This window comes from uncultured Traorella sp., assembly GCF_944327115.1.
In the GTDB taxonomy this organism is placed as follows: domain Bacteria; phylum Bacillota_I; class Bacilli_A; order Erysipelotrichales; family Erysipelotrichaceae; genus Traorella.
The window spans coordinates 1-8,845 of record NZ_CALVGS010000078.1 but is presented as its reverse complement, the minus strand read 5'-3'; the positions used below and the strand labels follow the sequence as shown (position 1 = coordinate 8,845).

Sequence of the window (8,845 nt, the reverse complement as noted above, 5' to 3'; positions counted from 1 at the left end):
TCAGGGACTGGTAGGCAAGCTGATCGAGATCGAGAGTGCAGACGGAGATCATGTGGAGATCTTTGTAGAGTGATATGAAGATCTATATTCACGAAGCAGATGAAGAGAAGGACATCCGTCTGAATATTCCCAATGGTCTGATATTTAACAGGCTGGGGACGATGATTGCCGGCAAAATGATCAAAAACCGTGCTGCTGAAACAGGGATTACCGAGAAGCAGATGAAAAGGATGATGAAGGAAATGAAGAAAGCAATCCGACAGTTTGGACACTTTGAACTTGTCGATATTGAAACAAGTGAAGGTGAAATCATTAAAATTATTTTATAAGAGATCGAATAGCTTGAAAAAAAATAGAAATCACATAATTTAACATGGTTTAAATAAATTTGTCTGATAAGATTCGGATATATTATAGGTGTACAAGGAAAACACTTGTACATTGAAAATAAATATCCCCTAAATTTATTTTCATTCATATTCTATCCCCTTATATATAATAATTTAATTTAAGACAAAAGACACGCTCCCCCTAGCGTGTTTTTTGTATCTGAAATGTATTTCACATAATTTACCACTATTAAAATAAAATTATTCGATTGAAAAAAGTTATAGTATAGATGTACAGGAAAACATCCCTGTACAAAATAATTTTTTTCATTCATATTTTATCCCCTTTTAAAAAACATGACAAAAGATCATGACAGAAAATGTGCGTTTACCCCTCTGCACATTTTTTGTTTCCAAAAAATTCATTTCACATAATTTACCATGAATTCCAGGAATTTATTTGATGGATATAAGATATATTATAGGTGTACAAGGAAAACACTTGTACAGCTGAAAATAAAGAACCCCTAATTTATTTTCATTCATATTCTATCCCCTTTAAAAATAATGATTTAGTAAAAGATGCGCCTCCCCTAGCGCGTCTTTTACTTTTGCCTTATAATAAGAAAAAGGAGTGAAGATGTATGAAAATAGAACCTAAAAAATATATCTTAAAAAACGGAAAAGAAGTCATACTGGCAAGTCCGACATCAAAGGATGCAGGCCAGCTGATTGCCTATATGAAAAAAACAGCCGAAGAAAGTGATAATCTGGTACGTTATCCGGAGGAACTTGTACTAACGCTTCAGGATGAAGAAAGAATGATCGAAAGCATCGAGAAAAATGAAAGAGAGTGTTTTGTTTCAGCATTTATGGATGGCAGGCTTGTCGGAAATGCATCGCTGAGCTGTATCGGTGAGCGAATAAAATTAAGACATCGCAGCAGTGTAGGCATTGCGATTTTTAAAGAAGTACAGGGTAGTGGATTAGGCTCTTTGCTGATGGATAAAATCATTGAGTATGCAAAGAAGTGTGATTATGAACAGATAGAATTGGAAGTGCGTTCTGATAATAAAAAAGCACTTTCTCTTTATAAGAAAAAGGGCTTTGAAGAATGTGGACGTATTGTTCATGGCTTTAAATTGAAAGATGGAAGCTATGCTGATCTGACCATGATGATCCGTACCTTAAAGTAAGTGCTGATTCGACTATTTCCAAGGAAATAATTCCTTTTATATCAAATTTAACTGTTGAAACATGTCATAAATGCTGTCTTCATAAGAAGGTCCACAGACGATATCGGCTGCTTCTTTCAGCTTTTCAGTGCCATTGCCCATACAGATACCGGTATTGGCAAACTGAAGCATATCAAGGTCATTCATGCTGTCACCAAAAGCAATCGTATCCTTTTGACTCATATTAAAATGTTCAAGCATTTTTTTGATACCGCTTGTTTTATTGACATGGTTGATGAGCAATTCACACATGAAATGAGTATCATAGTCTTTTTTGCCATGTTCGACACAGGTATATTTTGATTTCCATTTCTCTTGGAAAGTTTTTAGATCTTCTTTTGACTGATAATAAAGGGTTGCCTTGTTGATATGAGCCTTTTCCAAATGGAAGTCATTCATTGGAAATAAGGCTTCTGAAGAAAGTACCCCGGTTATTTTCTTGACCCTATTTCGACGTTCAAAAACAAAGGGATCGGCAAAGCTTTCCTCTTCACCTTCAAGCTTAAAGCCAAAATGATAGTGAATAAAATCATCAATGAGCAGACATAGATCCTCTTTTGGAATACAGATATGATATAACAGTTTGCCATTTGCTTCTAACATGGCACCGGCTCCATAAATTTGTCCGTCTGATTCAAAAGGAAGCATGCCTTCAAGGACATTACTTTTAGATCTTCCGGTACATAAGATGATTTTATGGCCATTGGCTCTTGCTTTTTGAATGGCCTCAATGGTAGAATCTAAGACGCGATGGTAGCGAATATGGTCCAAAAGAGTACCATCTATATCCATAAATATGATTTTAGACATCTTTTACCTCCAAAAAACATGATTATTATACACGAATCATGAAAAAAGTGGTAGAGTATAGGAGTAAGAAAAGGAATGAGAATATGATCTATACATTAACATTTAATCCTTCCATTGATTATGAAATGAATCTTGTCCATCTAACCTTTTCCCACACGAATCGAAGCACACATGAAAGCTATCATTTAGGCGGCAAGGGCATCAATGTGTCACGTATTCTTCATGAGCTTGGTTTTGATTCAGTGATCTTGGGATTTCGCGGTGGTTTTGTCGGTGATGAAATACGCAGGATGATCTATCAGTTTGGACTGAATGAAAAACTCATCGAACTTGAAGAAGGAATTTCACGTATCAATGTGAAAGTGTTAGGAAAAACAGAAACAGAGATCAATGGCGAAGGGCCTTTGATTGGCGGGGCAGATATGAAACAGTTGTATGATCAGCTGGATATGTTAGGAAAAGACGATGTATTGATATTGTCCGGAAGTATTCCGAAGTGTCTGAATGATAATATTTATGAAACGATCTTATCGGTACAGAGTGCCAAAGGGGTATTATGTATCGTTGATGCGACAAAAGATCTTTTGGTCAATACGCTGAAACATCATCCATTCCTGATCAAGCCGAATGTTGCGGAATGTGAAGAAATCTTAAACGAAACGCTGTTGACAACAAAAGAAGTGATCGCAGCCGCAAAAAAGCTTCAGGAAATGGGTGCCCGCAATGTCATGATTTCCAGAGGGAAAGAGGGCGCTGTGCTGGCAGATGAAAACGGTGGTATATTTGAAAGCAAAGGATTGAAAGGTGAGTGTATTTCTTCTGTTGGCTGTGGGGATTCCATGGTAGCCGGTTTTATAGCGGCATATTTGAAATGTTCAAGCTATGAAGAAGCCTTTAAGCTGGCAATGGCCTGCGGCAGTGCGACGGCTTTCAGCGAAGATCTTGCGAAAATAGAAATGATAGAAAGATGTTATAACGAACTGGAGGTAAAGAAATGAGCAAAAAGTTTTTCACATCGGAATCGGTAACAGAAGGACATCCGGATAAGATCTGTGATGCCATCAGTGATGCCGTATTAGATGCGATCTTGGAAAAAGATCCAATGGCAAGGGTGGCATGTGAAACCTGTACGACGACAGGTATGGTCCTGGTCATGGGTGAAATTACGACCAACTGTTATGTAGATATTCCTAAGATTGCCCGAAATGTAGTTTTGGAGATCGGATATGACCGTGCCAAGTATGGTTTTGACGGCAATACCTGTGCCGTATTAAGTGCGATTGATGAGCAGTCCGGTGATATCGCAATGGGTGTAGATGCTGCACTGGAAACAAGAGAAAGTGATGATCATGAAAATGGTGCCGGTGATCAGGGAATGATGTTTGGTTATGCCTGTGATGAAACAAAAGAACTGATGCCGATGCCGATCATGTTAGCCCATAAGCTGGCAAGACAGCTGGCGAAAGTAAGAAAAGACGGTACGTTGGGCTATTTAAGACCGGATGGCAAGAGCCAGGTAACGGTAGAATATGATGGTGATGAGGTCAAGCGTATCGAAGCGGTCGTTATTTCAACACAGCATTCCGATGCCGTTGAATTAAGTCAGATCAGGGAAGATATCATTCATCATGTCATCAATGAGATCATCCCTTCAGAGCTGATGGATGAAAATACGAAGATCTATGTAAATCCAACGGGTCGTTTCGTAATCGGAGGTCCACAGGGAGATAGCGGTCTGACAGGAAGAAAGCTCATCGTTGATACCTATGGTGGTATGGCTCGCCATGGCGGTGGTGCCTTCTCAGGAAAAGATCCAACGAAGGTGGATCGCTCCGCTGCCTATGCTGCACGCTGGGTCGCTAAGAATCTGGTAGCAGCCAAGCTGGCAAAGAAAGTAGAAATTCAATTGGCATATGCAATCGGTGTGGCTCATCCGTTAAGCATTCATGTCGATACCTTTGGTACAAGTACATACAGTGAGGAACAATTGATCGAGATCATCAATCAAGTCTTTGATCTAAGACCAAGTGCCATCATTGATACGCTGGATCTTAGAAGACCGATCTATCGTCAATTAGCTGCTTATGGTCATTTTGGAAGAGATGATCTTGATGTTCCTTGGGAAAAGACAAATAAGGTAGAGGAAATCTTAAATTGCCTGAAATAGGTTCGAAAGAACCTTTTTCTTTGCCTTCTTGACACTCAATAAGCATGATTTTATAATAAATAAGGAATAAAAAAAGGAGTCAGTTATGAGATATAAACACTATAAAAATGCAAATGTTGATGTAAGTGAATTTGCCTTAGGCACATGGGGATTGGATGATTCAAGATGGAGCGGACACGGCGGTGTCAGCGAAGCTTTAGAAGCCATGAAAGCATTAATTGATCAGGGTGTGAATCTGATCGATACGGCTGCCAACTATGGTAATGGAACAAGTGAAAAAGTAGTGGGAGAATTGTTGAAAAGTGTCGACCGCTCCAAGATCCTTATCTCTACGAAATTTGGTACACAGAATGATCTCTTTACAGGAGGCGTTTATCGTGATGCCCGTTTTGGTACGGTCATGCGTGAATTGGCAGGCTCATTAAAAAACATGAAAACAGATTATGTTGACTTTTACTTTTTACATTGGCCGGATGTTTCAACACCGATTGCAGAAACGATGTGTGCCTTGAATTTCTTAAAGGAACAGGGTAAGATCCGTTATATCGGTCTTTCAAATACAGAGCTGCCATTATTAAAGGAAGCATTAAAATACGGACAAGTCGATGTCATCCAGCCACCTTTCTCCATGATCGATCAGCGTTATAAAGAAACGATGGAATGGGCAAGTGAACATGGTATCGATGTCATGGCCTATGGTTCGATGGGCGGCGGTATATTAACAGGAAAATATCGCACGATTCCAAACTGGCCGGCCCATGATGTCCGTTATACATTCTATAAAGGATTCAGTGAACCTACTTTCAGTAAGGTCATGGAACTGATGAAAACCTTAGATGAGATTGCAGCTGCTCATCAGGCAACCGTATCACAAGTAGCTATCAACTGGACATGTCAGAAAGATTATGTCAGCAGCGCATTGATCGGCGTTACCAGCATGCGCCATGTAAAAGAAAATATGGATGCCTTTAATTGGCAATTAACCAGCGATGAAATGAAACGCATTGATGATCATTTACATGAACTGGGACTGGATCAAGAATAAAACTGTGAGTCAATCACGGTTTTTTTAAAGTATATATAAGCTCCATTTTTCAGCTGAAAAAGTGATATACATTTTAAATATTATGAATTAAAATAATAAAAAATGGAGGGACACGAGATGAAAAAATTATTAACATTATTAACAGCTTGTGCATTTGTATTTGCACTGACACCTGTAAAGGCGCAAGAACCTGAAACAGAAGTATGTGTTTTGGAGTACAATGAAGATGGAACCATCAAAAATGAAGAGGAATACTTAAAATGCTTAGAAGAGCATAGTCAGGTAGTGCCATATGGAAGTAAGGAAAACGATCCAAAAAAATAGAAAAAAGGTGATTGAATGAATGATCTTGATAGACAATTATATGTTGGTACCATATTGAAGACTATCAGAAAAAATAAAGGAATAACTCTTAGTGATCTTTCAAAAAAATGCAATTTATCTATACAGTATATTTCTGATATTGAAAATGGTAATAAAAGTTCAAAATCAGAAACTTTGGATATGATATTTAGAAGCATGAATATTTTATTCAATTTCGATGTTGAAGTAGAAAAACAAGTTACTCATTTATTTAATAGAATGGTACATGCACATATTTGTTTAAACATCAAAGAAAGAACAGAATTAATAGAAAAACTAACCAGTCATCCAGACTGGGAGTTTTCTTATGCTTATCCTATAATACAATTAGCAAAATATATGGCAACTATAATAAATTTTCGTGATTATACATATGATTATCAAAATAATTTATGTGAACAGATGTTTTACATTTTTTCAAATTCTCAAAAAAGCTTTTATTTGCTATTAAAGGGGATATATCTTTATGTTGATCTTAAGCATTATAAAAAAGCAAAAGAAGAATTATTTCGGTCAATCTCTTATTCTCCTGATGGCATAATTGCAGGTTTTACATATAATCAATTAGGTATCTTAGAACGTTATGATTGTAATTATTATTTAGCGATGATATATCAAAATAAAGCAAAAGAGATATTATTAAAAAATAACTGCTTTATAAGAAATCTTTCTGTGGAAATATCTATAGGTATTTTATTGGGAGAACAAAAATATTATAAAGAAATGAAAGAACAATTTCTAAGAACTTATGAATCAGCATGTATTTTAAATGATAAAGAAACGCAATTAAATGCTTTATATAATATCGCTTTCTTTGCTATGTATTGCAAAGAATATGAAGATGCAATTGATTATGCAAATAAGCTTATTAAAATGAATTGTTATCTTAAAGATTGTTATTATATTCTTGCATGGGTTTATGTGGAAAAGGATGACAGGATAAATGCTGGAAAATATTATCGTAGCTTAGAAAAGGCAAATAAGCATGATGATTATATTATTGACTGCTATGAAAAATGTTTGAAAGCACGAATAAACAATAAAGATAAAACATATTACAAAACATTAGTTGATTTATATAAAAAATTAAATAAAAAAGGATATTCGTTTGATAAGGTCATGGTATTGGAATATATCATTGAATATTGCGATCATCATGAATTATTTGAAGAAGGCTATGGATATCAAAAAGAATTATTAAAAATTCTTCAAAAAAATCATTAACTTTTTAGGCATTTTTTTACAAAAATGTCTTTTTTCAGCCGAAAAATTATAATTCTGATTAAAAAACAAAACCAAAGATTATAAAGAAATTTAATACTATTGTGTGTTTTATTATTAAATTAGAGAAAAATCTGTTTTTAAAATGGAGAAACGATCAATAATTGTAATGGTTATTCAGCCGAATAAAATGTTTACAAGAAAAATAGAAAACGGTTACAATATGGCCGTAAAGATTAACTCATATAAAGCATACAGATAAAATAAGGGAAAAGAGATAAAATGAATTTTACTGTATGTATGAGTTGGGAGGATAGAGCAATGATGGAACCTGGGATAGTAGAGGATAAAGTCAGAACTTGACTTTATTCTTACCGTAAGAATGGAAATTAATAATTTAAGGTATTAATATCAGAAGGGAGATTATATGAAAAAGTTATTATTAAGTTTATCATTAGTATTAGGTTTATTTGCAGTAGCACCGATTGGTATTCATGCAGAGGAATGCCATGATCATGAAGTTTACGTTTCTGTATATGGAGAAGAAGAAACAGTTATTACACCTCGTGCACAGATTTGTTTGGATTGTGGAAAAGGAACACTTGTTGCAAAAAAAACTTATGGACAATGGATTGCAGAAGACGATATTAAATGTACACATTATCCTCATGGAACAGATACTCCTTACCATAGATCTGTGACAACTACTTATAAATGTAATTATTGTGGTAAAGGAACTAACCCTTCCTTAACAACGGAAAGAAAAATCGAATGCCATGGATATTATGCTTAATAGAGGATCTTTAAGTATATGAAAAAGTTATTATTAAGTTTATCATTAGTATTAGGCTTATTTGCAGTAGCACCGATTGGTATTCATGCAGAGGAATGCCATGATCATGAAGTTTATGTTTCTGTATATGGAGAAGAAACTGTCATCACACCTCGTACACAGATTTGTTTGGATTGTGGAAAAGGCATTTTGTATCCGAGTACAGTATATGGTAATTGGGTTGTATCTGAAATAAGACCTTGTAGTCATTATACTACTGGGGAAGATGTAGTATATAAAAGACCAATTATAACTTCATATACTTGTAATGTTTGTAAAGCGAATTCAAATGTCATGAGCAGTCAGACAAAAATAGAATGTTTTGGAAAATAATTTATTTATTTTCTTAAGAGTGGGTTAATCTGCTCACTCTTTATTATTTGAATTAATTTCTAATAATGTTTAAAATATGTTTATAATACATAAAAGAGAGGAAACATTATGAAGCTCATCAATATAAGAAAAGTCTATCATAATAAAAAAGATGATGTCGAAGCACTCAAAGGTATCACATTAGATCTAAATCATAACGGCATCATCATGCTGTTGGGACCCAGTGGGTGTGGCAAGACTACGCTTTTAGAAATCATCAGTGGCAGGGAGAGCTATGAAGGAGAGCTTCTGGATGTTCCTCATTTTGATTATCTGACACAGGATTTTCATCTTTTTGAAGAGATGAGCGTATGGGAAAATCTCTTTCTTGTCAGTCAGGACAGGGAAATGATTCATCATTATCTGAAAGAATTCCAGCTGGAAGAACATAAAAACAAGAAAGTTAAGAAGTTATCCAACGGACAGAAAAAACGGGTACAATTCATAAGAGCATTGCTTCATCAGCCGGGA

Annotated in this window: 11 protein-coding genes; 10 read left to right on the top strand and 1 reads right to left on the bottom strand. The window is 35.5% G+C overall.

Annotated features, from left to right (window positions below; all coding sequences use genetic code 11):
- The first annotated feature begins 74 nt into the window (after positions 1–74).
- Together Q0K35_RS07325 and Q0K35_RS07320 are read left to right on the top strand one after the other, a co-directional pair.
- The gene (locus tag Q0K35_RS07325) at positions 75–329 is read left to right on the top strand and encodes a hypothetical protein (RefSeq protein WP_294562001.1); all 255 of its coding nucleotides are present in this window, start codon (positions 75–77) and stop codon (positions 327–329) included.
- Between the two features lie 644 nt (positions 330–973).
- Positions 974–1,525: a GNAT family N-acetyltransferase gene (locus Q0K35_RS07320; protein WP_294562000.1), complete on the top strand. Its 552-nt coding sequence runs from the start codon at positions 974–976 to the stop codon at positions 1,523–1,525.
- Between the two features lie 36 nt (positions 1,526–1,561).
- Here Q0K35_RS07320 and Q0K35_RS07315 read toward each other — a convergent pair whose 3' ends face one another.
- Positions 1,562–2,374, bottom strand: a complete 813-nt coding sequence (locus Q0K35_RS07315; protein WP_294561999.1) for an HAD family hydrolase — start codon at positions 2,372–2,374, stop codon at positions 1,562–1,564.
- Between the two features lie 83 nt (positions 2,375–2,457).
- Here Q0K35_RS07315 and pfkB point away from each other — a divergent pair, with 83 nt between their 5' ends.
- From pfkB to Q0K35_RS07275, 8 genes are all read left to right on the top strand, one after another.
- A complete protein-coding gene (gene pfkB, locus Q0K35_RS07310; RefSeq protein ID WP_294561998.1) occupies positions 2,458–3,372 on the top strand; it encodes a 1-phosphofructokinase in 915 nt (304 codons plus the stop codon).
- On the top strand, positions 3,369–4,541 hold the full coding sequence (metK, locus tag Q0K35_RS07305) for a methionine adenosyltransferase (RefSeq protein ID WP_294561997.1): 1,173 nt from the start codon (positions 3,369–3,371) through the stop codon (positions 4,539–4,541). Before pfkB ends, metK begins: the two co-directional genes overlap by 4 nt.
- 85 nt (positions 4,542–4,626) lie before the next feature.
- Complete coding sequence (locus Q0K35_RS07300) at positions 4,627–5,586, top strand: aldo/keto reductase (protein WP_294561996.1); 960 nt, start codon at positions 4,627–4,629, stop codon at positions 5,584–5,586.
- A gap of 117 nt (positions 5,587–5,703) precedes the next feature.
- Entirely contained in the window at positions 5,704–5,910 is a 207-nt protein-coding gene (locus Q0K35_RS07295; protein ID WP_294561995.1) for a hypothetical protein, read from the top strand.
- A 15-nt stretch (positions 5,911–5,925) separates the two neighbouring features.
- On the top strand, positions 5,926–7,173 hold the full coding sequence (locus Q0K35_RS07290; RefSeq protein ID WP_294561994.1) for a helix-turn-helix domain-containing protein: 1,248 nt from the start codon (positions 5,926–5,928) through the stop codon (positions 7,171–7,173).
- Between the two features lie 424 nt (positions 7,174–7,597).
- Positions 7,598–7,963: a hypothetical protein gene (locus Q0K35_RS07285; protein ID WP_294561993.1), complete on the top strand. Its 366-nt coding sequence runs from the start codon at positions 7,598–7,600 to the stop codon at positions 7,961–7,963.
- Between the two features lie 18 nt (positions 7,964–7,981).
- Complete coding sequence (locus Q0K35_RS07280) at positions 7,982–8,335, top strand: hypothetical protein (protein WP_294561992.1); 354 nt, start codon at positions 7,982–7,984, stop codon at positions 8,333–8,335.
- Positions 8,336–8,443: 108 nt separating this feature from the next.
- Positions 8,444–8,845 (top strand): ATP-binding cassette domain-containing protein (locus tag Q0K35_RS07275; protein WP_294561991.1); only part of this gene is annotated, 402 nt, incomplete at its 3' end.

What these genes read in the sequence shown, in the direction of transcription:
- Q0K35_RS07325 (WP_294562001.1), top strand. Translation starts at nt 75, where the DNA reads ATGAAGATCTATATTCACGAAGCAGATGAAGAGAAGGACATCCGTCTG.
- Q0K35_RS07320 (WP_294562000.1), top strand. Translation starts at nt 974, where the DNA reads ATGAAAATAGAACCTAAAAAATATATCTTAAAAAACGGAAAAGAAGTC.
- Q0K35_RS07315 (WP_294561999.1), bottom strand. Translation starts at nt 2,374, where the DNA reads ATGTCTAAAATCATATTTATGGATATAGATGGTACTCTTTTGGACCAT.
- pfkB (WP_294561998.1), top strand. Translation starts at nt 2,458, where the DNA reads ATGATCTATACATTAACATTTAATCCTTCCATTGATTATGAAATGAAT.
- metK (WP_294561997.1), top strand. Translation starts at nt 3,369, where the DNA reads ATGAGCAAAAAGTTTTTCACATCGGAATCGGTAACAGAAGGACATCCG.
- Q0K35_RS07300 (WP_294561996.1), top strand. Translation starts at nt 4,627, where the DNA reads ATGAGATATAAACACTATAAAAATGCAAATGTTGATGTAAGTGAATTT.
- Q0K35_RS07295 (WP_294561995.1), top strand. Translation starts at nt 5,704, where the DNA reads ATGAAAAAATTATTAACATTATTAACAGCTTGTGCATTTGTATTTGCA.
- Q0K35_RS07290 (WP_294561994.1), top strand. Translation starts at nt 5,926, where the DNA reads ATGAATGATCTTGATAGACAATTATATGTTGGTACCATATTGAAGACT.
- Q0K35_RS07285 (WP_294561993.1), top strand. Translation starts at nt 7,598, where the DNA reads ATGAAAAAGTTATTATTAAGTTTATCATTAGTATTAGGTTTATTTGCA.
- Q0K35_RS07280 (WP_294561992.1), top strand. Translation starts at nt 7,982, where the DNA reads ATGAAAAAGTTATTATTAAGTTTATCATTAGTATTAGGCTTATTTGCA.